The organism is Pseudomonas fluorescens Q2-87 (genome assembly GCF_000281895.1).
Lineage (GTDB): Bacteria > Pseudomonadota > Gammaproteobacteria > Pseudomonadales > Pseudomonadaceae > Aquipseudomonas > Aquipseudomonas fluorescens_S.
In genome coordinates, this window is sequence record NZ_CM001558.1 from 4,811,183 (window position 1) to 4,829,438 (window position 18,256).

24 protein-coding genes are annotated in these 18,256 nt (G+C 60.3%); 6 read left to right on the forward strand and 18 right to left on the reverse strand.

What is annotated here, in order from left to right:
* Positions 1–58 precede the first annotated feature (58 nt).
* The 3 genes from PFLQ2_RS06715 (at position 59) to tsaA (ending at position 2,190) form a co-directional block, all read left to right on the forward strand.
* Positions 59–769: an rRNA pseudouridine synthase gene (locus PFLQ2_RS06715; protein ID WP_003184779.1), complete on the forward strand. Its 711-nt coding sequence runs from the start codon at positions 59–61 to the stop codon at positions 767–769.
* A 57-nt stretch (positions 770–826) separates the two neighbouring features.
* Complete coding sequence (locus PFLQ2_RS06710; protein ID WP_003184781.1) at positions 827–1,288, forward strand: DUF1456 family protein; 462 nt, start codon at positions 827–829, stop codon at positions 1,286–1,288.
* A gap of 203 nt (positions 1,289–1,491) precedes the next feature.
* Complete coding sequence (gene tsaA, locus PFLQ2_RS06705; RefSeq protein ID WP_003184783.1) at positions 1,492–2,190, forward strand: tRNA (N6-threonylcarbamoyladenosine(37)-N6)-methyltransferase TrmO; 699 nt, start codon at positions 1,492–1,494, stop codon at positions 2,188–2,190.
* 103 nt (positions 2,191–2,293) lie between these two features.
* Here tsaA and fpr read toward each other — a convergent pair whose 3' ends face one another.
* Positions 2,294–3,073, reverse strand: coding sequence for a ferredoxin-NADP reductase (gene fpr, locus PFLQ2_RS06700; protein WP_003184787.1), 780 nt, complete (start codon positions 3,071–3,073; stop codon positions 2,294–2,296).
* A gap of 121 nt (positions 3,074–3,194) precedes the next feature.
* On the opposite strand from fpr, the gene PFLQ2_RS06695 reads away from it, so the two are divergent.
* Positions 3,195–4,121, forward strand: coding sequence for a LysR family transcriptional regulator (locus PFLQ2_RS06695; protein ID WP_003184790.1), 927 nt, complete (start codon positions 3,195–3,197; stop codon positions 4,119–4,121).
* 3 nt (positions 4,122–4,124) lie between these two features.
* Here the strand turns inward: PFLQ2_RS06695 and PFLQ2_RS06690 are convergent, their stop codons facing one another.
* The 3 genes from PFLQ2_RS06690 to PFLQ2_RS06680 all read right to left on the reverse strand — a co-directional run bounded on the left by PFLQ2_RS06690 (position 4,125) and on the right by PFLQ2_RS06680 (position 6,173).
* Positions 4,125–4,487 (reverse strand): diacylglycerol kinase, encoded by a 363-nt coding sequence (locus PFLQ2_RS06690; RefSeq protein ID WP_003184792.1) that lies wholly within the window; start codon positions 4,485–4,487, stop codon positions 4,125–4,127.
* Positions 4,488–4,559: 72 nt separating this feature from the next.
* Positions 4,560–5,213 carry a response regulator transcription factor ErdR gene (gene erdR, locus PFLQ2_RS06685; RefSeq protein WP_003184794.1) on the reverse strand — a complete coding sequence of 218 codons (654 nt, stop codon included), beginning with the start codon at positions 5,211–5,213 and terminating at the stop codon, positions 4,560–4,562.
* 213 nt (positions 5,214–5,426) lie between these two features.
* Positions 5,427–6,173 (reverse strand): tRNA-uridine aminocarboxypropyltransferase, encoded by a 747-nt coding sequence (locus PFLQ2_RS06680; protein WP_003184795.1) that lies wholly within the window; start codon positions 6,171–6,173, stop codon positions 5,427–5,429.
* Between the two features lie 184 nt (positions 6,174–6,357).
* On the opposite strand from PFLQ2_RS06680, the gene PFLQ2_RS06675 reads away from it, so the two are divergent.
* Entirely contained in the window at positions 6,358–6,780 is a 423-nt protein-coding gene (locus PFLQ2_RS06675; RefSeq protein ID WP_003184797.1) for a quorum-sensing-regulated virulence factor family protein, read from the forward strand.
* Here the strand turns inward: PFLQ2_RS06675 and PFLQ2_RS06670 are convergent, their stop codons facing one another.
* Together PFLQ2_RS06670 and PFLQ2_RS30860 are read right to left on the reverse strand one after the other, a co-directional pair.
* Positions 6,781–6,975 (reverse strand): hypothetical protein, encoded by a 195-nt coding sequence (locus PFLQ2_RS06670; protein WP_003184799.1) that lies wholly within the window; start codon positions 6,973–6,975, stop codon positions 6,781–6,783. It abuts the gene before it with no gap.
* Between the two features lie 289 nt (positions 6,976–7,264).
* Positions 7,265–7,387 (reverse strand): hypothetical protein, encoded by a 123-nt coding sequence (locus PFLQ2_RS30860; RefSeq protein WP_256217234.1) that lies wholly within the window; start codon positions 7,385–7,387, stop codon positions 7,265–7,267.
* Positions 7,388–7,435: 48 nt separating this feature from the next.
* On the opposite strand from PFLQ2_RS30860, the gene PFLQ2_RS06665 reads away from it, so the two are divergent.
* Positions 7,436–8,554, forward strand: a complete 1,119-nt coding sequence (locus PFLQ2_RS06665; protein ID WP_003184803.1) for a TIGR00730 family Rossman fold protein — start codon at positions 7,436–7,438, stop codon at positions 8,552–8,554.
* A 46-nt stretch (positions 8,555–8,600) separates the two neighbouring features.
* On the opposite strand, the gene recX is transcribed toward PFLQ2_RS06665, so the two are convergent.
* The 12 genes from recX to PFLQ2_RS06600 all read right to left on the reverse strand — a co-directional run bounded on the left by recX (position 8,601) and on the right by PFLQ2_RS06600 (position 18,254).
* The gene (recX, locus tag PFLQ2_RS06660; protein WP_003184805.1) at positions 8,601–9,068 is read right to left on the reverse strand and encodes a recombination regulator RecX; all 468 of its coding nucleotides are present in this window, start codon (positions 9,066–9,068) and stop codon (positions 8,601–8,603) included.
* A gap of 8 nt (positions 9,069–9,076) precedes the next feature.
* The gene (gene recA / locus PFLQ2_RS06655; protein WP_003184807.1) at positions 9,077–10,129 is read right to left on the reverse strand and encodes a recombinase RecA; all 1,053 of its coding nucleotides are present in this window, start codon (positions 10,127–10,129) and stop codon (positions 9,077–9,079) included.
* A gap of 83 nt (positions 10,130–10,212) precedes the next feature.
* Positions 10,213–10,713: a CinA family protein gene (locus PFLQ2_RS06650; RefSeq protein WP_003184809.1), complete on the reverse strand. Its 501-nt coding sequence runs from the start codon at positions 10,711–10,713 to the stop codon at positions 10,213–10,215.
* Positions 10,714–10,784: 71 nt separating this feature from the next.
* Positions 10,785–11,321 (reverse strand): lysis system i-spanin subunit Rz, encoded by a 537-nt coding sequence (locus PFLQ2_RS06645; RefSeq protein ID WP_003184811.1) that lies wholly within the window; start codon positions 11,319–11,321, stop codon positions 10,785–10,787.
* Positions 11,303–11,866 carry a glycoside hydrolase family 19 protein gene (locus PFLQ2_RS06640; protein WP_003184813.1) on the reverse strand — a complete coding sequence of 188 codons (564 nt, stop codon included), beginning with the start codon at positions 11,864–11,866 and terminating at the stop codon, positions 11,303–11,305. The genes PFLQ2_RS06645 and PFLQ2_RS06640 overlap by 19 nt, the downstream gene beginning before the upstream one ends.
* Positions 11,867–11,937: 71 nt before the next feature.
* A complete protein-coding gene (locus PFLQ2_RS06635) occupies positions 11,938–12,954 on the reverse strand; it encodes a contractile injection system protein, VgrG/Pvc8 family (protein WP_003184815.1) in 1,017 nt (338 codons plus the stop codon).
* 9 nt (positions 12,955–12,963) lie between these two features.
* A complete protein-coding gene (locus PFLQ2_RS06630; RefSeq protein WP_003184817.1) occupies positions 12,964–13,176 on the reverse strand; it encodes a tail protein X in 213 nt (70 codons plus the stop codon).
* On the reverse strand, positions 13,169–13,552 hold the full coding sequence (locus PFLQ2_RS06625; RefSeq protein WP_003184818.1) for a phage tail protein: 384 nt from the start codon (positions 13,550–13,552) through the stop codon (positions 13,169–13,171). The genes PFLQ2_RS06630 and PFLQ2_RS06625 overlap by 8 nt, the downstream gene beginning before the upstream one ends.
* Entirely contained in the window at positions 13,552–15,729 is a 2,178-nt protein-coding gene (locus PFLQ2_RS06620) for a phage tail tape measure protein (RefSeq protein WP_003184820.1), read from the reverse strand. The genes PFLQ2_RS06625 and PFLQ2_RS06620 overlap by 1 nt, the downstream gene beginning before the upstream one ends.
* A 128-nt stretch (positions 15,730–15,857) precedes the next feature.
* Entirely contained in the window at positions 15,858–16,424 is a 567-nt protein-coding gene (locus PFLQ2_RS06610) for a phage tail assembly protein (RefSeq protein WP_003184825.1), read from the reverse strand.
* Positions 16,425–16,581: 157 nt separating this feature from the next.
* Positions 16,582–17,088 carry a phage major tail tube protein gene (locus PFLQ2_RS06605; RefSeq protein WP_003184827.1) on the reverse strand — a complete coding sequence of 169 codons (507 nt, stop codon included), beginning with the start codon at positions 17,086–17,088 and terminating at the stop codon, positions 16,582–16,584.
* Complete coding sequence (locus PFLQ2_RS06600) at positions 17,088–18,254, reverse strand: hypothetical protein (protein ID WP_003184829.1); 1,167 nt, start codon at positions 18,252–18,254, stop codon at positions 17,088–17,090. Before PFLQ2_RS06600 ends, PFLQ2_RS06605 begins: the two co-directional genes overlap by 1 nt.
* Between the last annotated feature and the right edge of the window lie 2 nt (positions 18,255–18,256).

An 18,256-nucleotide genomic window follows, 5' to 3' on the forward strand; every position in this document is an offset into this window, starting at 1 on the left:
GCGATTAACCGGCGCCAGGCAGGTACAATGCTCACCCTCTTTTTGTTACGGCCTTGTCATGACTGACCCGATTCGTCTCTCCAAACGCCTCATCGAACTCGTCGGCTGTTCCCGTCGGGAGGCTGAGCTGTTCATTGAGGGCGGCTGGGTCACCGTAGACGGCGAAGTGATCGACGAGCCGCAGTTCAAGGTCGGCACCCAGAAAGTCGAACTCGACCCTGAGGCCAAGGCTACCGCGCCGGAGCCGGTGACCATCCTGCTGAACGTCCCGGCGGGCACCGATGTGGATACCGCGATGGCCTCCCTGGGGCCAGAGACCCTGAGCGAAGAACACCGCTTCAGCAAGCGACCGCTCAAGGGACACTTCCTGCGCCTGACCGCCAGCGCCGACCTGCAGGCCAACGCCAGCGGGCTGCTGGTGTTCACCCAGGACTGGAAGATCCTGCGCAAACTCACCGCCGACGCCGCGAAGATCGAGCAGGAATACGTGGTGGAAGTCGAAGGCGAGATGGTCGCCCACGGTCTCAATCGCCTGAACCACGGCCTGACCTACAAGGGCAAGGAGCTGCCGGCGGTCAAGGCCAGCTGGCAGAACGAGAACCGCCTGCGCTTTGCCATGAAAAACCCGCAGCCAGGCGTGATCGCGCTGTTTTGCCAGGCGGTCGGCCTCAAAGTGGTCGCTATCCGCCGCATCCGCATCGGCGGCGTATCCATCGGCAAGGTGCCGCTGGGCCAATGGCGCTACCTCTCTGCCAAAGAGAAATTCTAATTTTCCGGCGCCGCACCGAACTGGGGCGCCCACTGCCGATTGATCAGGACTGCACACATGATTCACAACGACGTACTGCGCAGCGTGCGCTACATGCTCGACATCAGCGACAAGAAAGTCATCGAGATCATCAAGCTGGGCGGCCTGGACGTGACCCTGGCGGATCTGGCGGGCTACCTCAAGAAAGACGAGGAAGAAGGCTTCGTCTTCTGCCCTGATGATGTCATGGCGCACTTTCTCGATGGCCTGGTGATCTTCAAGCGCGGCAAGGACGAAAGCCGTCCGCCGCAGCCGATCGAAGTGCCGGTGACCAACAACATCATCCTCAAGAAACTGCGGGTGGCCTTCGAGCTGAAGGAAGACGACATGCACGCCATCCTCAAGGCCGCCGAGTTCCCGGTTTCCAAGCCGGAGCTGAGCGCGCTGTTCCGCAAGTTCGGCCATACCAACTACCGCCCGTGTGGCGACCAGTTGCTGCGCAACTTCCTCAAGGGCCTGACGCTGCGCATTCGCGGCTGATTTCCAAAAGCTGACGTGCATAGGGCTTCTGTGGCGAGGGAGCTTGCTCCCGCTGGACGCGCAGCGTCCCCTTGCGGTGTGTCAGACAAAACCAGGGGGCCGCTTCGCAGCCCAGCGGGAGCAAGCTCCCTCGCCACCGGGACCGTGGTCGATCGCACCGCTCGCGCTATCATGCCCTCTCCATCTCGCCTCGATTTCAACCCATGACTTACAGCGTCTCCCCCATCGGCTTCGTCCGCTCCTGCTTCAAGGAGAAGTTCGCCATCCCCCGCCAACCGCAACTGGCCCCGGCCGCTCGCGGTGTGCTGGAGCTGGTGGCGCCGTTTGACCAGGGCGATGCGGTGCAGGGCCTGGAACAGGTCAGTCATGTCTGGCTGCTGTTCCTGTTCCACCAGGCCTTGGAAGACAAGCCACGCTTGAAGGTCCGTCCGCCGCGCCTGGGCGGCAACAAGTCCATGGGGGTGTTCGCCACCCGAGCCACCCATCGCCCCAACGGCATCGGCCAATCGGTGGTCAAGCTGGAGCGGGTTGAAGCGGGGCGCCTGTGGATCTCGGGCATCGATTTGCTGGACGGCACGCCGGTGCTGGACATCAAGCCCTACGTACCCTACGCCGACATCATCGGTGCGGCGTCGAACAGCATCGCCAGTGCAGCGCCTGAGCTGATCCCAGTGCAATGGACGGACTCTGCCCTGCTCCAGGCCCGCGATCATGCCACGCGTCTGCATGAGCCCTTGGTGGACCTGATTGAACAGTGCCTGGCCCAGGACCCACGTCCGGCGTATCAGGTTCCTACAGCGGAACGGGAATATGGCGCACAGTTCTGGGACCTGGACGTCCGCTGGCATTATCCGCAGCCGGGGTTGATCCGGGTGTTGGAAGTGATCCCAACGAAAGAATAATCGCTGGAAACGAAAAAGCCCGCGCGGCCTTCATCAGGCGGCACGGGCTTTTTCTTGTGGTCTGTCAGTGTGACCAAGTCGCTGCCATCGCAGGTGCCGAAGTTTACTTCTCTACGAACGCCCGCTCGATCAGGTAATCACCCGGCTCGCGCATGCGCGGCGAAACGGTCAGGCCGAAGCTGTTGAGCACTTCGCTGGTCTCATCGAGCATGCTTGGGCTGCCGCACAGCATGGCGCGGTCGTCCTGCGGATTGATCGGCGGCAGGCCGATGTCGCGAAACAGCTTGCCGCTGCGCATCAGGTCGGTCAGGCGGCCTTCGTTCTCGAACGGCTCACGGGTCACGGTCGGGTAGTAAATCAGTTTGTCGCGCAGTGCTTCGCCGAAAAACTCGTTCTGCGGCAGATGCTCGGTGATGAACTCGCGGTAGGCGACTTCATTGACGTAGCGCACGCCGTGGCACAGGATCACTTTTTCGAAACGCTCGTAGGTTTCCGGATCCTGGATGACGCTCATGAACGGCGCCAGGCCGGTGCCGGTGCTGAGCAAATACAAATGCTTGCCAGGCTTGAGGTCATCCAGCACCAGCGTGCCGGTAGGCTTCTTGCTGATGATGATCTCGTCGCCTTCCTTCAGGTGCTGCAACTGGGAAGTCAGCGGGCCATCAGGCACCTTGATGCTAAAGAATTCGAGATGCTCTTCCCAGTTCGGGCTGGCGATCGAGTAAGCGCGCATAAGCGGGCGGCCATTGGGCTGCTGCAGGCCGATCATCACGAACTGACCGTTCTCGAAGCGCAGGCCCGGATCGCGGGTGCACTTGAAGCTGAACAGAGTGTCGTTCCAGTGATGAACACTGAGGACACGCTCGTGGTTCATGTTGCTCATGTACGGGGACTCCTGGGAATGATGCCTGCGTCGTCAATTTGCGCAATTGCATCGCATTCTAATGGCGGCGACAATATCTGTTAAATGGATTATTAAGATAAGGGTTATCGGTTATATCGATATGCGATTTACTCTACGTCAACTTCAAGTCTTCGTCGCCGTCGCCCAGCAGGAAAGCGTGTCCCGTGCCGCGGGCCTGCTCAATCTGTCGCAATCGGCGGCCAGCACCTCCATCACCGAACTGGAGCGGCAATCGAGCTGCCAACTGTTCGACCGTGCCGGCAAGCGCCTGAGCCTAAATGCCCTGGGCAAACAGCTGCTGCCCCAGGCAGTGGCACTGCTGGACCAGGCCAAGGAGATCGAAGACCTGCTCAACGGCAAGTCCGGCTTCGGCTCACTGGCGGTCGGCGCCACGCTGACCATCGGCAATTACCTGGCGACGCTGTTGATCGGCGGCTTCATGCAGCGTCATCCGGAAAGCCAGGTGAAGCTGCACGTGCAAAACACTGCCAATATCGTGCACCAGGTGGCCCATTATGAAATTGACCTGGGTCTAATCGAAGGCGATTGCAGCCATCCGGACATTGAAGTGCAAAGCTGGGTCAAGGATGAACTGGTGGTGTTCTGCGCTCCCCAGCATCCGCTGGCCAAGCGCGGCCAGGCGACCATGGAAGAGCTCACCCATGAAGCCTGGATCCTGCGCGAACAAGGCTCCGGTACGCGGCTGACCTTTGACCAGGCCATGCGTCATCACCGCAGCGCGCTGAATATCCGCCTGGAGCTGGAACACACAGAAGCGATCAAGCGAGCCGTGGAGTCCGGCCTGGGCATCGGCTGCATTTCACGCCTGGCCCTGCGCGATGCCTTCCGCCGCGGCAGCCTCGTCGCGGTGGAAACCCCGGACATGGACCTGGCCCGGCAGTTCTATTTCATCTGGCATAAACAAAAATACCAGACCTCGGCCATGCGCGAATTCCTCGAACTGTGCCGAGCGTTCACCGCAGGGGTCCAGCGCAGCGACGAAATCGTGCTCCCGGCCATCGCCTGAGGATTAGAGCAGAACCACACCCCAGACCAACGCAATCATGGTCAAGGCGACGAACTGGGCGGCGCTGCCCATGTCCTTCGCGTTTTTCGACAACGGGTGCAGCTCCAGGGAGATGCGGTCGATGGCCGCCTCCACCGCCGAATTCAGCAACTCCACGATCAGCGCCAACAGGCAGACCGCGATCAGCAATGCCTGCTCGACACGGCTGACATTCAGAAAGAACGACAACGGAATCAGCACGACGTTGAGCAATACCAACTGGCGGAAAGCCGCTTCGCCGACAAACGCGGCGCGCAGACCATCGAGGGAGTAACCAGAGGCGTTGAGGATACGTTTCAGGCCGGTTTGGCCTTTAAAAGGTGACATAGAGTGGGCAACTGATCAAAAAGGAGTGGAGAAGCTAATTCAAGCTCGGTCAAAAAAGCGTGAACCCGGCCATCAAGGCTGCGGTGAAATTGACTCAAGTTGTTGCAACAACAGGGCCGCCTGGGTCCGGGTGCGCACGTTCAGTTTACGGAAGATCGCCGTGACGTGGGCCTTGATGGTGGCCTCCGACACGTTCAGTTCATAGGCAATCTGCTTGTTCAGCAGGCCTTCGCAAACCATGGTCAGCACACGAAACTGCTGCGGCGTGAGGCTGGCCAGGCCCTCGCTGGCCGCCTTGGCTTCCGCGGAGACGCTGACCGCTTCGAACGCCTGGGGCGGCCAGGAAACATCACCGTCCAGGACGGCTTTCACCGCCTGCTGGATCATTTCCAGGGAGCTGGACTTGGGGATGAAGCCGCTGGCGCCGAACTCACGGGCCTTGACCATCACCGAGGCTTCTTCCTGGGCCGAGACCATCACGACCGGAATCTGCGGGTATTGGCCGCGCAACAACACCAGCCCTGAAAAACCGTAGGCCCCGGGCATGTTCAGGTCCAGCAGCACGAGGTCCCAATCGGCCTTTTCAGTCAACCGGACTTCCAGCTCCGCGATACTGGCCACCTCCGTCAACCGGACATCCGGGCCCAGGCCCAGGGTCACTGCCTGATGCAACGCGCTGCGAAAGAGCGGGTGGTCATCGGCAATCAGGATTTCGTATGTGGCCATTGTTCAAATGATCCTGTTTTTTAATGGCAGGCCCGATGCATTCGCGCCTCGCCAAAACAACTCAAGACACCGCCAGGCAGCGGCATCCGCAGGGGCACGTTCAACGCCAAACACGGCGTTTCAAACTTCGGCCGCACCCTGGTCGGCGCCAAGCATGCCCAGCGAAGCGGGGGTGGTCAAGCAGCACGGCCGCCACTGGTCCAGTATGAGCCACTATTGGGCCAATACTGCTGGCGCCGCATGAATAAAGGGCCGTAGCTCGGCGTGGGCCGGCGTCGATATGTCCACCGCTTGCTGGCGCTTGGCCCCCAGGTAATGCTGACTGAACACATCAAAATAAGCGTCCAGGGCCGACGCGGCGTCGCTGTCCCCTGCCAGTTCCAGACACAGCGCGGCCACTTCGGCGGTGCACAGATGCTCGCTGCGGGTCGAACGGCGCAGACGATAGCGCGACAGCTTGTCAGGCAGCAGGCTCAGGATCGGCAGCCGATCGAAATAGGGGCTCTTACGAAAAATCTTCCGTGCCTCGGTCCAAGTAGCGTCCAGCAGAATGAACAGCGGGCGCTTGGCGCGATCAAGGTCGACGGTATGGGTGACCCGCGATGGCTCCACGTACTCGCCGGGAAACACCAGATAGGGTTGCCATTGCGGGTCGTTCAGCAACGCCAGCAGTTGCTCGTCGACGTCGGTGCGAGACCAGATGAAGGCGTGGTTATCGCGCACCACGTCGGCAATCAGCCAACCCGTGTTGCTCGGCTTGAAGACTTCCTTGTTGGTCATGATCAGGCAGATCCCGGAGCGGGTCTCGACGCTTGGACGCCAGGCGCACAGGCAATGGCTCTCGATGACCCGACAGGCACTGCAACGGGGGGCACGCCAGCCACGGGCCTGAATCGGTTTGATGCCTTCATCGATGCGCTGGTCACGCAGCAGCGCGACGGCATTAGGGGCATGATTCATCGTGGGCGACGCCGACAAACAGGAAAACTCGACACGAACGACACTCGGCAGGGCAATAAAGGCCGGCATTCTACCAGAGCGCGCAAGCCTGTACCGTGCACCCGGGCTCCCCTATAATTCCCGGCCACTGAACGCACAGTCATGTGATCGGTCGAACCACCAGTCACTGAACCAGGAGAGTTTCATGCTGCGCCTTATCGTCCCTACCGTTGCCGTTCTGCTGGTGACGTCTTTCAGCGTCCAGGCTGCCTCGCTGAAAGAACTCGAACTGAACAAGATGCTGCAGAACGTCGCCAGAGAAAGTAGCGTCGGTACGCCGCGGGCGATCAATGAAGACATTCTGGACCAGGGCTACACCGTCGAAGGCACCGAGCTGATCAACCACCTCAGCGTGCAAAGCAGCCATGCCCAGAAAATGCGCGCAGATCCCAAGGCCGTGTATTTCCAGCTGGGCTCCACCGTGTGCACCAACCCGGGTTTCCGCAAGCTGATGGCCAAGGGCGCAACGATGCGCTACGAATTCACCGAAGTTAAGACCAACCGCCCAGTCGCGACCGAACGCTTCCAGGAATCGGATTGCCCGAAAGCGGCCAAGGCCAAGAAATAATCAACCTGAGCGTGCGCGCCGCTGTTCGTCATCGGCGCGCAATTCCGCCACCAGCGCCTGTAGATAACGCGAGCGCCATGTCCGCCCTTCCAATCGGCGGCAACATTCCTCTTCAAGGCTCAACCGATTGGCCTGAGCTGATTCCAACAGCGCCAGGTACAGCTGCCTGTCGAGTTCCAGGGTCACCCTGCTCATCTCTCCCGCCTCCATGCCCGATCCGCTTGAATCCTTCGCGTGGCGCCCAGCCCTGGGCGTAAATTTTCATTGGCACGCTTGTTAATCAGTAAATCAGAGCGGCACGCAACCGGTCGGTAATCTGACGAGCGGCACGGTAGCCTTCGTTGCATCCAGCGGTTGCCAAGGGCCACTTTTGAGCGCCATGATCAGGGCAGCGCAGATTGGCGCAAAGGTCTAGATTCATAAATGTATCGACTACTTGGGCAGAACGAGGCTGCCCTGTCAGCGCCTTGCCGTGTGATGGTCTTTATCCAAGGAAAAAGCAGAACCCGCTGGGTGGCTTGGTCGCCTTGCTGCGAACCGCGCCGAGCCAGGTCGGCATCCGGGCAAGGGCCTGGGCTGACAGCGACACATGGAGTGTCAGGGCCATGACGAATCTCTCGTTCAGGCCGGGGTCCTGTCAAGAAGGAGAAGCTGAATGCCTTATAAACCCAATGATGTGCTCAGTCGTCATTTTGAGAACCACGGCCACGACCTCACCCGCAAGGTCGAAGAGCAACTCAGCCTGGTGTCACCCAATAGCCCGAACCTCCCCATCTACCGAGACATGATCCTGACCGTACTGCGTATGGCCCAGGAAGATCACAACCGCTGGAATGCCAAGATTACCCTCCAAGCACTGCGGGAGCTGGAGAACGCCTTTCGCACGCTCGAACAGTTCAAAGGACGCCGCAAGGTCACCGTCTTCGGCTCGGCCCGAACGCCCATCGAACATCCACTGTATGGCATGGCCCGCGAGCTGGGGGCAGCGCTGGCCCGCTCCGACATGATGGTCATCACCGGTGCCGGCGGGGGCATCATGGCCGCCGCCCATGAAGGCGCGGGGCGCGATCACAGCCTGGGGTTCAACATCACCCTCCCCTTCGAACAGCATGCCAACCCGACCGTCGAAGGCACGCCGAACCTGTTGCCGTTCCATTTTTTCTTCACCCGCAAATTGTTCTTCGTCAAGGAAGCCGATGCGCTGGTGCTCTGCCCGGGCGGGTTCGGCACCCTCGATGAAGCGCTGGAAGTCCTGACGCTGGTACAGACGGGTAAAAGCCCGCTGGTGCCGGTGGTCTTGCTGGATGTTCCAGGCGGCAAGTTCTGGCAAGGCGCCCTGAATTTCATCCGTGAGCAACTGGAGGAGAACCGTTACATCCTGCCTACCGATTTGAAGTTGATGCGTCTGGTGCACAACGTCGAAGACGCCGTGGAAGAGATCAACCAGTTCTATCGCAACTTCCATTCCAGTCGCTGGCTCAAGCATCAGTTCATCATCCGCATGAATCGCAAGCTGAGCGAACAGGCCATGCAGCAGATGCAGGCTCAATTTGCCGATTTGTGCCTGAACGATTGTTTCCATCAGCATGATTACGGCGGTGAAGAACATGACGAGGCCAGGTTCAGTCATCTGACGCGACTGGCCTTCACCTTCAACGCCCGCGATCACGGCCGCTTGAGAGAACTGGTGGATTACATCAACCTGCCGGAAAACTGGGCCCAACCCGCCCAAAAAGTCCAACCCCTGACATGGGAGCCGCTGAAGGTAACCTGAGCCCATAAAAAAACGGCCCGCTATCGAAATAGCGGGCCGTTTTCATTTAATCATCCATACCGCGACCGCTGAACAAGCGGTTGATCATTTCCATGGAATACCCTCGGTACGCCAGGAAACGCCCTTGCTTGGCGCGTTCTCGTGCATCGATGGGCAGATGCCCTGAGAACTTGCGGCGCCAGGTATCGATCAATTGCTCTTGCCAATCGATACCACTTTCACGCAGGGCGAGTTCGATATCAGGCCGCTGCAAACCGCGCTGGCCCAGCTCTTCACGAATTCGCAAAGGACCATAACCGGATCGGGCGCGATAAGAGACAAAGCTTTCCAAATAGCGGGATTCCGACAACAGGCCTTCTTCCGTCAAACGGTCGAGGGCCGAGTCGATCAGCTCATCGGGAGCGCCGCGCTGACGCAGCTTGCGCGTCAGCTCGACTCGACCATGCTCGCGTCTTGCGAGCAGGTCCATCGCGGTTCGCCGCACCGCGACGAGGGTATCGAGTACGACGGTCATCGAATCTATCAGAGGTCAGCGTCAGCCAGGTCATCAACGGTTTCACGATTGGCCACTGCCTTGACATCCGCTACGGGGCTCAGCAATTTGTCACGCAGTTGCTTCTCAAGGGCAGCTGCAACTTCCGGGTTGTCCGCCAGGAACTTGGCCGAGTTGGCCTTGCCCTGACCGATCTTGGTGCCGTTGTAGGCATACCAGGCGCCCGACTTCTCGACAAAACCGTGCAGTACACCCAGGTCGATCATTTCGCCGTTGAGGTAGATGCCCTTGCCGTAGAGAATCTGGAACTCAGCCTGACGGAACGGCGAAGCGACTTTGTTCTTCACGACCTTGACGCGGGTTTCGCTGCCGACAACCTCATCACCTTCCTTCACCGCGCCAGTGCGGCGGATGTCCAGGCGAACCGAGGCGTAAAATTTCAGCGCGTTACCGCCGGTGGTGGTTTCCGGGCTGCCGAACATCACGCCGATCTTCATGCGGATCTGGTTGATGAAGATCACCAGGCAGTTGGCGTTCTTGATGTTACCGGTGATCTTGCGCAGGGCCTGGGACATCAGGCGAGCCTGAAGGCCCACGTGCATGTCGCCCATTTCACCTTCGATTTCCGCTTTTGGCACCAGTGCCGCCACGGAGTCGACGATGATCACGTCAACCGCGTTGGAACGCACCAGCATGTCGGTGATTTCCAGGGCCTGCTCACCGGTGTCCGGCTGGGAAACCAGCAGGTCGTCGACGTTGACACCCAGTTTGCCGGCGTATTCCGGATCCAGGGCGTGCTCGGCATCGACGAAGGCGCAAGTTGCGCCGGCTTTTTGGGCCTGGGCGATCACGGACAGGGTCAGCGTGGTTTTACCGGAAGATTCAGGACCGTAGATTTCAACGATTCGGCCTTTTGGCAGGCCGCCGATGCCCAGCGCAATGTCCAGGCCCAGGGAGCCGGTGGAGATGGAAGGAATAGCCTGACGGTCCTGATCGCCCATACGCATTACGGCACCCTTGCCGAATTGACGTTCGATCTGACCCAAGGCCGCAGCCAAGGCTTTCTTCTTGTTGTCGTCCATTAAAGTCCTCACGTAATCAATAAGGCCTGACGGCCAACACCTGTATAAGTAGCCAGTATTATTCCACAGCGATTGAGGATCGCCTACCCCTGATTTGAGATTTCTACAGCGGCATGTTGCAGCAGCCCCTCTAGCGCGGCCTTAACCGTTTGTCGGCGGACCTCGTCGCGGTTGCCTGCAAAGAACCGCTGCTCGCTGACCACCGCCTCGCCAATCCCCCAGGCCAACCATACGGTGCCCACCGGCTTGTTCGGCGTGCCCCCGTCCGGCCCGGCGACCCCGCTGACCGCCACGGCATAACGCGCCAGGCTTTTATGCTGGGCACCGCGCACCATAGCCTCGACCACCTCGCGACTGACCGCCCCCACCGTCGCGAATAACTCGGCAGGGACGTTCAACTGCTGGGTCTTCTGGCGATTGGAATAGGTGACGTAACCGGCCTCGAACCAGGCCGAACTCCCGGGAATACGGGTGATTGCCTCGGCAATCCCACCGCCGGTACAGGACTCGGCCGTGGTCACATGGGCATTGAGCAACTGCAAGCGCCTGCCGAGTTCAGCGGCCAGCCCGGTAATGTCGTCCATGATGCTCTCCCGATTCGACACAATGGAGGCCTACCGTACACGAGCATTCGCAGCTTGCAAGGCTCGCCGGATCATTGACCTAGGGCCCTGACATAGGCCTGGCAAGCCTGTAAGGCAATCAGTCCTCGATCGCCTTCGTGGGTGATGGCGATAATTCGTTGAGCATGCGCTGGGTCAAGTCGGGCGCGTGGGGCGCCATGATCCAGGCTGCCGGCGCCGGCGGCGGCAGGCATTGTGCAACCGGCGGCCACATCGTCGGCGTCGAGGAGGACTGACAGCCGCACATCGGCAGTAGCAAGGCGATCGCGCAGGCGATCCTGGTCACGTTGGGCATCGCTCAAGGCTCGGTAATGGGTTTGTTCGCTGGCGGACAGTTGGCGTCCAAGGGCTTCGCGTTTGTCTTGCTCGACCTTTTGCTGCATTGCGGCCGACTGGCTTATCCGGTTCAACGTGTCGGCCTGGGATTGCTCCAGTTGCGCCAATTGTCGGCCATAACGCCAATCTTGAACTCGCCATGCGAGCATCGCCGGGCCACCCGCCAATAATGCCAATAGAACGACGATGCCAAGGGTGCGAGCGGAAAAAGGCATCAGGCTGAAGACTGGCATAACGCCGCCCTCGCCCGCGCCCAGAGTTGCAGGCGATCTTCCAAACCGTTCAAACCACCGTTGATGCGTCGGGTAATGCTGTTGAACTGATCGCGATCGGCCAGTTCGTTCAAGCCGTTTTGCTCCCAGAACCACGCAGCGGACTCAGCTGCCCATTGCGGTTGCTCCAGCAGTTCAGGCAAGGCCAGCAGGCGTGCGTCGCCAAACAGTCCCTGACTGCAACGAAGGTAATTGTCGCGGCCGGTAATCTGGATCAGACCGCGGCCCCGATACTTCTGGCCATCACCGTCGGCCTGGGACGAATTGCCCAGGCGCACGGCCAACGGCCCCGTGTCGTACTTGCCCAGGTATTGATCACCGCCGAGCTCGCGCACGTAACGCAATTGCCCCGACTCATGGCCGACCTGGGCCAGGAACATAGCGATGCGTTTAGGCGTGTCGATGCGATAGCGGGACATGGCTGCGTTAAGCGCAGAAATGAAAACGCCCGCTTGGGTGCGGGCGTTGGGCATGATGTTGATGAGTTGCTGTTGGGTAACGTCCATAGTCGGGTCATCGAAATTCGTTGTTGGGGTTGCCTTCTTCGCGAGCAAGCTCGCTTCCACAGGGCCTGGTATCACCCCCTGGCATCCAGGCAAGTCGCATCAATCGTACAGCGATAGCTCTTTTCCCGGTCACCGGCAGCCGTGACCTTGTCGATCGACCAGCGACCGCGCATGAAATCCGGCCAAGTGGTGTCCAACAGCACGATGCCTTCCGCCGATAATCCGGGGTTGCCAGGGCATTCAATTTTCACCTTGAGAGCCTCGCGCATCATCCGGCGCACCTCACCTTCAGCAGCGGCACGGGCGTCGTTGGCGCTCTGGAAGCGCTGGCGCAGGTTCTTGAACGGCGCGATGCCGATCTCCTCCACGCGCAGTTTACCGGCCACCGGGTCCCACCAACTGGTCTTGCAGCCCTGGTATTTCGCCCGGGCGTTTGCATCAAGAATGGCGGAAATAAAGGCATGGTCGCCCGGACGATTATCGGTCGTCACTGACAACCTGATGGGTGGCAGGACCTTGCCCGACAATGATTTCGCCTGACCACGCCGAGCCAGCACATACAACTCGTTGATCGGTTTGGCGACGGCATCGTAACGGTGGGCAAGTCGCGTCAGGAAGCCCATGTCGGTTTCGTTGGACTGGTCGATATGCTCGATTTTAATCAGCGACAGGTCCGGCGCCACACGGGGAGAAAAACCGTGTCGGGAGGTCAATTGGCGAAACAACGCCCCAAGGGTTGTCGGGCCATGACTGGCAGATCGGCGCTGTTTGAATCCACTCTGGTCGGCCGCGCTGAACGGCGCCGCCATCGCCACCAGCGTCAGCTTGAGGGGAAACAGCATAGGCGTAAGCCGGGTGATAACGAACTCGCCCTTGTCCACCAGGCCCGACTCGAGGTAACCGACCCGCAAGCCGATTTTCCCGCCCAGGCTGGGCAGGCCTTCAAGCCCCTCCAGGCTGATCGTGAGCGTCAGTTGGTCGGACTCGATCCCCGCCGCGTCGACATGAGTCCAATTGAGCAAGCGTTCGTTGAGCAACGCAGCGTTCGCGCCGTAGATTTCTATTGCGGGGGTGAAACCCAGTGACATGTCGCCTCCTTAATCCCAGGCTGAAACCGGTGGGGTCGCGACGGGTTTGACGTCCACTTCCGGCAGTACCACCCATACACCCGCAGGCAGCACCGCCCCCCATTCGGCCAGCGTTGGATTGAGTCGCCAAAGCGCTTCTTCAGTGGCATCGTCACAATGCGCGAGCTCGCGATACAGCAACAGATTCACCGAATCACCGGCGATGCTTCGAACCCTACGCATTGGCGAACTCCGTCAATTCAATGACCCAGCCGACCACCATCGCGGTACCGTCATCGATGATCTCGGTCTGGGATTCAGTCACTGTGTTGATTCGCCAGAGGCCCCAATTGCGACCGATGCCATCCACCAACGGCAAGGGGATGCGCTGCGCCTGCAATGCCCGCAGTTCATCGAGACGGTCCATGGCGGTCGCGTACATCGACTTGCCTGTGATCGTCAGCCCTTGCAGGCCTTGGCCGGTCTGGCTGGACTTGGGTTTGCTGGTGAGAATGTCGATGTTTTTCCAGCCGCCATCCGATGTATGTACCAGTTGGTGGTACGCAAAGTTTCTCGACAGGCCGAAAATGAAGCTGCCGAGGGCCATTTGTTGACGCATCACGTACCTCCGTCGGTCAGGGCCGCATCACTGCGCATGGCGAGTGAGTTGGGCATGGTCGTTAAGCCGAATTGGCCAGAAAGCTGCTGCACGACCAGGTTGGCCAACTGACTGGCGCTGGCCTGGTCCTGACCATTGATATAGATGTTCGCAGTCAGGGTGTTCTGCTGTGTGGTTGTCTGGGTGCTGATCAGGTCTTTGCTGACCTGGTCTGGCGCGGCGAGTCTGTCGGCGGGGGCAACGAGTTTTTCGCCCAGAGACGCGCCGACGTCGCTCCCCAACCAACCGCCCAGCAGTCCGCCAACCAGCCCACCAATGGCAGTGCCAATCACCGGAACGACACTACCCAAAGCGGCACCGGCAGCAGACCCCGCAGCAGCGCCTGCCCACCCGCCCCCTGCGGCTCCCAGGCCTGCGCCCATCATTCGTTTGTCGCCGGTAAGGACACCCTCGGCCACATCGGCGACGGCGCCGACTACCTTTAATGGGCCGGGCGCCCTGCGAGTCATCGAGCGTAACGAGGCCGTTGGCCCGAATGAAAAACGCCCTGCGCCTCCCCGTGAGCCTCGTGTACTGACGCGTATTTTCGACCCGCTCGTGGATTCGGGACCCTGGCTGGCATTGCGTGTATCGAGCTTGTCCCCACGAGATTTTCTGAAATCTTCGGAGATCACCTCACCCAAGCCGCCGGGAAGGTGCGGGGCAGCCCTACCCAACACCCGTTTGGCCACCTGGTTGGACATCTCATCCCCTACAGCCTTGAGCAGCGCGCCCACCAGCGGTTTGATCGCTGCAACAACCAGCACAATGGCAGCGGTGGCCTTGGGCGAAGATTCAGCCAGCTCACTCATGCCATCAGCCAGCGAACCCAGCCATTGAAACGAGCTATCCGCCAACGGTACCAGCGCATTTCCCGTGGCCACTGACAAACGCTCGTTATGTGCGTTGAGGACGTTTAGCTGGCCTTGCTGGGTGTTCGACAGCGCCAACGCGTCCTGCCGCACCGAGCCGTTGTTGCCCAATTGTGAAGTGGCGTATTGGCCCGGGTCTTTCACCTGCAAGAAGGCTGCGTTCACGTCGGGCAGTTTCTGCGCCATGCGCAGCACTGCCTCATCGCCCTTGCCGAATAGCGTGGTTGCAAGGGCCGAGCGTTTTTCAGTCGGTTGCGCGTTCAAGGCCGCAAGCACGGTCATCATTGTGCCGGGCGCCGTGTCCTTGTCGCGCAAGCCGCTCGACACCGCCGCGGGCGCCAGGCCCAGCTGTTTCCAGGCCGCTTGCTCGGCTGTGGAGGCTTGCTCACCCTTGTCCAGGGCCGTCGTGAAGTCATCCAGCGCTGCGCCGGCTTCAGCTTGTTTCGTACCGGTATTGAGCAACGCCGCCGTCAACGCCGCGGCTTGCACAGGGGCCAGGCCGGCGGTCGTCGCAGCCGCACCGTCACGCTGCAAGACGGCGCCGATGTCACCCGGTTTCGCTCCACCGGGTAGTTTGCCCAGGTGGTTGGTGGCATCCGCCAGATCAAAGGCTTGGGCGCCGCTGAGCTTCATGGAAGTACGCCAGCCAGCCATCATTTCGGCCATCTCCATGGCCGGCTTCCTGAACGCCGCCGCGGCCACGCCAACATCCGAGGCGAAACGCAACAGTTCCCGCTGTCGGTCCGAGGCATCGAGCAACTCGCTACCAATGCCTTCCTTGGCCGCCAGGGTTTCTATCCTCACCAGATCAACCGCTGTGGTGCCCCCGGCCGCCACCAACGGGGCGGTGGCGATCTGCTGGGTTGGCGCAGCCATCTGTTCGATCTGGCGAGGGCTGAATTGGGTGGCCTGCTTCAGATCGGCCATCGCCGTATCCATGGCTATCGCGGGTTTCAGCAGCTCCGGCGGTTCGATACCGCCACGCGACTTACCTTTTGACTCATTGGCCGACTCCCCCTTGGCGCCGCCCCCAATTGTCTGGGAGAACAATCGTTGCGCCGACAGCTTCACGGTCAGTGACTCGATCGCCGAGGTGAGCAGACCGAGCTTGAGCCCCAACTTTTCCAGCGCCAGATCGAGGCTCAACAGTTGATCCCGGGGGAAGGCACTTTGTGCTGATATACCACTCGTCAGACTGGTATTTCCCAACGCCAACCCACTCCCATCGAAAGCTGCGTATCTGAGCGAATATCTATCGTCCGCCATCCCGCTCTACTCCTGTTTCACGCCAAGGCGAGTGATCGCAATGTCGTAGCGGCGCAAGGCCTTGCCGGCGTCCCACTCCAGGATTTCCGCCTCACTTACCGAGTAAATGAGCGGCACCACATCGAGGATCACTTCGATGTCGCGCTCCGAAAGAAGTCCGCCGGTTTGTTTAAAAAATCGTCGATGCGTACCTGCAGCTGGGTCCAGTCGGGCACGGTCAACAGGTCGAGGTCGGGAATCATCAGGCCGGTGCAATGGGCGGTGATGAATTCGGCGCGTTCCTTGGCTGTCTTCAGCTTCTTCATCGCCTTGGTGGCACGCAGCGCCGGCATTTCCAGGGTCAGCGAGGTCATGCTGCGGCCCGCTACGTCGAGCGGTTGCAGTAGCGGCACCTGGTCGGGGTCGGCCTGTGTGTCATCTAGAAAGTACGACGCCGGACGGGTCGACATTTCATGTACGTATTGCGCAATGCTGACGTAGTCCGGGCGCTTGAGCTGGTCGAGCTCCTTGACCGACAGGCCAGTGGCCAATTTCGCCAGCTCGAAGAACTGGTCGTCTTCGTCATCGCCTGCACGGGCCAGGGCGTCTTTTTGCGCGGCGTAGAACAGCGGCTTGAGCGAGAGTTGCTCGATCTGCGAACCGTCGTCACCGGTGATCGGCGACAACAGCTCATGTGTAGGAGGCATCCAGGACATGAAATCAATTCCTTGGTGAATCATGGCGGGCGAGCCCCCTGTGGGAGCGGGCTTGCTCGCGAAAGCGGTATGTCAATCAACATTGATTTGAAGTTGATGGACTCTTCGCGAGCAAGCCCGCTCCCACAGGGACTGCATCTAAACAGCTGGCAAAGGGTTAAGGCAGCAACACCGCACGCCGCGCATCACCGAGGATGTCCACGCCGTTGAGCACGAACTTCTGGGTGCGCACATCGATGTCGATCACGGGGATACCGTTTTCGAGACGGTTGTAAGTGCGGCAAGAGAGTTCCAGCGTGGTGAGCGGTTTCTCACCCATCTTCAGCGCTGTTTCGGTCAGGGATTTCAACTTCCCGCCGACGGTGTGGTAGGTGAACCAGGTATTGCCATCCTGATCCTGACCGGCCTCGCGCACGTTCAGCAGGATGTCGTCACCCAGCCGCACACCCAGGGCCAGCATGACTTCCGGCCCTGCGCCTTGTAGTACCAACGTGGCGCCGAGCACAGCGCCGTTCTTGGCCATTTCCTCGCCGATAAAGCGCCCGCCCGTCATCGACTCCATGGCGAACTCGATCTTCGGCGGGGTGAAGCTGTCCACGGTCGCCGACAACGGCAGGCCTTGCAGGGTGGCCGCGATGGCCTGTCTTACGCGGTTGGTAAACATTAGAGAACGTCCTCCAGGAACTGCTCGATGATTTCATCGCGTGCATTGAGTTGATAAATCATGTGTTCGTTCGGCGCGTAGCGGCCGTAGTCGATGACCACGTACCAGGTGCCGTTCTTGTACTTCTCGACGCTGTTCAATTCCGGGTGCAGGTACACGCTGCCGCCAGGGATGGTTTCGTCGGCGACCAGGGTTTGCAGCCAGTCGTTGATGCGCTTGACCTCCTGGTCCATAAACGACTTGGTCAGGTTCTTGGCCATGGCTTTCTGGCCGGCCTTCACCAACTTGCGACTGATCGCATCTTCAAGGCCGACGTAGCTGATGAACTTGCCGGTGATGGAGCGGTTGCCCAGCAGCGAGAAGCCGCCGAGGATGGTCCGGGCGTAGTAGCTGACGCCGTAGCGGTTGAGCAGGTCGCCTTCGGTGGAGGTGTCGAGGATGTTGTATTCCACGGTGCGCGAGACGTCTTCGGCGTAGGTCACCTGGTTGCCCGGGCTCTCCCATTGCTTGACCTTGGCGAGCGCGGCGATGGCCAGGCTCGACGGCGCCAGGAAGACGTTTTTCTTCGCCGCCTTGGAGTACACGGCCGGCATGTTGTGCACCACCAGGCAACGGTCGAAACCGAGGTCCGCGCCGCCCAGTTCCTGGCTGTAGGTCACCTGGTCGGCAACCGCGGCATCCTTGCCGTCGAGCACCACGCGCGCCTTGATACGCTTGCCGAACGAGGCGAATTCGCTGGCCACGGCCTTGGTGCCGGTGAAGCCCGGCGCGCCGATGATGGTCAGGTCTTCAGCGACCCCACTCAACGCCGCCAGACCGAGCTTGCGACCGGTCTGCGCTTCGATGCCGCCAATGACGTTGTTCTGCGTGTCGGCCGGTGTGGCGCCCTCTTCGACGATGACGACATAGACCGGCACCTTGACCACTTTGAGGATCTGGAACACCGCCTGGAACAAGGTCCCCGCCTCGGCACCGGTCGGGTCCAACTGGGCCTGGGTGGTGAAGCTGTTGATGCGGAACGGGGTGTTTTTCGGAATCAACGGATTGGCATTCGGCGCGGTGCCGACCAGGCCGATAACGTTGTCACCCAGGCCACCCATGGCCTCGGGAGATTCGGTGGCATTGACGGTAATGCCGTTGTGCTCGAAGTTCAAAACCTCAGCCATGG

What these genes read in the sequence shown, in the direction of transcription:
- PFLQ2_RS06670 (WP_003184799.1), bottom strand. Translation starts at nt 6,975, where the DNA reads ATGAGCAGGGTGACCCTGGAACTCGACAGGCAGCTGTACCTGGCGCTG.
- PFLQ2_RS06710 (WP_003184781.1), top strand. Translation starts at nt 827, where the DNA reads ATGATTCACAACGACGTACTGCGCAGCGTGCGCTACATGCTCGACATC.
- PFLQ2_RS06625 (WP_003184818.1), bottom strand. Translation starts at nt 13,552, where the DNA reads ATGCGTCAACAAATGGCCCTCGGCAGCTTCATTTTCGGCCTGTCGAGA.
- PFLQ2_RS06635 (WP_003184815.1), bottom strand. Translation starts at nt 12,954, where the DNA reads ATGTCACTGGGTTTCACCCCCGCAATAGAAATCTACGGCGCGAACGCT.
- PFLQ2_RS06690 (WP_003184792.1), bottom strand. Translation starts at nt 4,487, where the DNA reads ATGTCACCTTTTAAAGGCCAAACCGGCCTGAAACGTATCCTCAACGCC.
- PFLQ2_RS30860 (WP_256217234.1), bottom strand. Translation starts at nt 7,387, where the DNA reads ATGGCCCTGACACTCCATGTGTCGCTGTCAGCCCAGGCCCTTGCCCGG.
- PFLQ2_RS06715 (WP_003184779.1), top strand. Translation starts at nt 59, where the DNA reads ATGACTGACCCGATTCGTCTCTCCAAACGCCTCATCGAACTCGTCGGC.
- recA (WP_003184807.1), bottom strand. Translation starts at nt 10,129, where the DNA reads ATGGACGACAACAAGAAGAAAGCCTTGGCTGCGGCCTTGGGTCAGATC.
- PFLQ2_RS06605 (WP_003184827.1), bottom strand. Translation starts at nt 17,088, where the DNA reads ATGTTTACCAACCGCGTAAGACAGGCCATCGCGGCCACCCTGCAAGGC.
- PFLQ2_RS06695 (WP_003184790.1), top strand. Translation starts at nt 3,195, where the DNA reads ATGCGATTTACTCTACGTCAACTTCAAGTCTTCGTCGCCGTCGCCCAG.
- PFLQ2_RS06680 (WP_003184795.1), bottom strand. Translation starts at nt 6,173, where the DNA reads ATGAATCATGCCCCTAATGCCGTCGCGCTGCTGCGTGACCAGCGCATC.
- tsaA (WP_003184783.1), top strand. Translation starts at nt 1,492, where the DNA reads ATGACTTACAGCGTCTCCCCCATCGGCTTCGTCCGCTCCTGCTTCAAG.
- PFLQ2_RS06675 (WP_003184797.1), top strand. Translation starts at nt 6,358, where the DNA reads ATGCTGCGCCTTATCGTCCCTACCGTTGCCGTTCTGCTGGTGACGTCT.
- PFLQ2_RS06630 (WP_003184817.1), bottom strand. Translation starts at nt 13,176, where the DNA reads ATGCGTAGGGTTCGAAGCATCGCCGGTGATTCGGTGAATCTGTTGCTG.
- PFLQ2_RS06645 (WP_003184811.1), bottom strand. Translation starts at nt 11,321, where the DNA reads ATGCCAGTCTTCAGCCTGATGCCTTTTTCCGCTCGCACCCTTGGCATC.
- recX (WP_003184805.1), bottom strand. Translation starts at nt 9,068, where the DNA reads ATGACCGTCGTACTCGATACCCTCGTCGCGGTGCGGCGAACCGCGATG.
- PFLQ2_RS06640 (WP_003184813.1), bottom strand. Translation starts at nt 11,866, where the DNA reads ATGGACGTTACCCAACAGCAACTCATCAACATCATGCCCAACGCCCGC.
- PFLQ2_RS06610 (WP_003184825.1), bottom strand. Translation starts at nt 16,424, where the DNA reads ATGTCCTGGATGCCTCCTACACATGAGCTGTTGTCGCCGATCACCGGT.
- PFLQ2_RS06620 (WP_003184820.1), bottom strand. Translation starts at nt 15,729, where the DNA reads ATGGCGGACGATAGATATTCGCTCAGATACGCAGCTTTCGATGGGAGT.
- PFLQ2_RS06650 (WP_003184809.1), bottom strand. Translation starts at nt 10,713, where the DNA reads ATGGACGACATTACCGGGCTGGCCGCTGAACTCGGCAGGCGCTTGCAG.
- erdR (WP_003184794.1), bottom strand. Translation starts at nt 5,213, where the DNA reads ATGGCCACATACGAAATCCTGATTGCCGATGACCACCCGCTCTTTCGC.
- PFLQ2_RS06600 (WP_003184829.1), bottom strand. Translation starts at nt 18,254, where the DNA reads ATGGCTGAGGTTTTGAACTTCGAGCACAACGGCATTACCGTCAATGCC.
- fpr (WP_003184787.1), bottom strand. Translation starts at nt 3,073, where the DNA reads ATGAGCAACATGAACCACGAGCGTGTCCTCAGTGTTCATCACTGGAAC.
- PFLQ2_RS06665 (WP_003184803.1), top strand. Translation starts at nt 7,436, where the DNA reads ATGCCTTATAAACCCAATGATGTGCTCAGTCGTCATTTTGAGAACCAC.